Below are 563 nucleotides of genomic sequence, written 5' to 3' on the forward strand. Positions count from 1 at the left end.
TGCAGCGGGTGTTGAGCGAACGTCCGCGCGTGGCGTGGTTCGAGGTGCACAGTGAGAATTTGTTTGCCGACGGCGGAGCACTGCATGCGGCAATCGAGCATGTGCGCGCCGACTATCCGCTGAGCCTTCACGGTGTCGGCCTCTCGCTGGGATCGGCCGACACCTTTGACGACGAGCATCTGGCGACGCTGTGTGCGCTGGTGCAACGCTTCGAACCGGGGCTGGTTTCCGATCACATCTGCTGGGGCGCGATCGGCGGCATCCACCTCAACGACCTGCTGCCGCTACCGTTCACCCGGGAGGCGCTGGACCTGATGGTGACGCGCGTGCAGCAGGTGCAGGACGCGCTGGGCCGGGAGTTCCTGGTCGAGAACGTCTCCAGCTATCTCACGTTCCAACACGCCGAGATGAGCGAGTGGGAGTTCGTCGCCGAACTGATACGCCGTAGCGGCTGCGGCCTGCTGCTCGACGTCAACAATGTCTACGTCAACAGCGTCAATCACGGCTTCGACGCGCATGCCTATCTGCGTGCGATGCCGCGCGCGGCGGTGCGCGAGATCCAC

1 protein-coding gene is annotated in these 563 nt (G+C 64.5%); it reads left to right on the forward strand.

Annotated features, from left to right (window positions below; translation table 11 throughout):
• Window positions 1-8: 8 nt before the first annotated feature.
• Window positions 9-563: DUF692 domain-containing protein (locus tag AB7849_RS19525; RefSeq protein ID WP_343122206.1), on the forward strand; the 555-nt coding region annotated here is incomplete at its 3' end.

It is taken from the genome of Rhodanobacter sp. FW021-MT20, assembly GCF_041107475.1.
Lineage (GTDB): Bacteria > Pseudomonadota > Gammaproteobacteria > Xanthomonadales > Rhodanobacteraceae > Rhodanobacter_A > Rhodanobacter_A glycinis.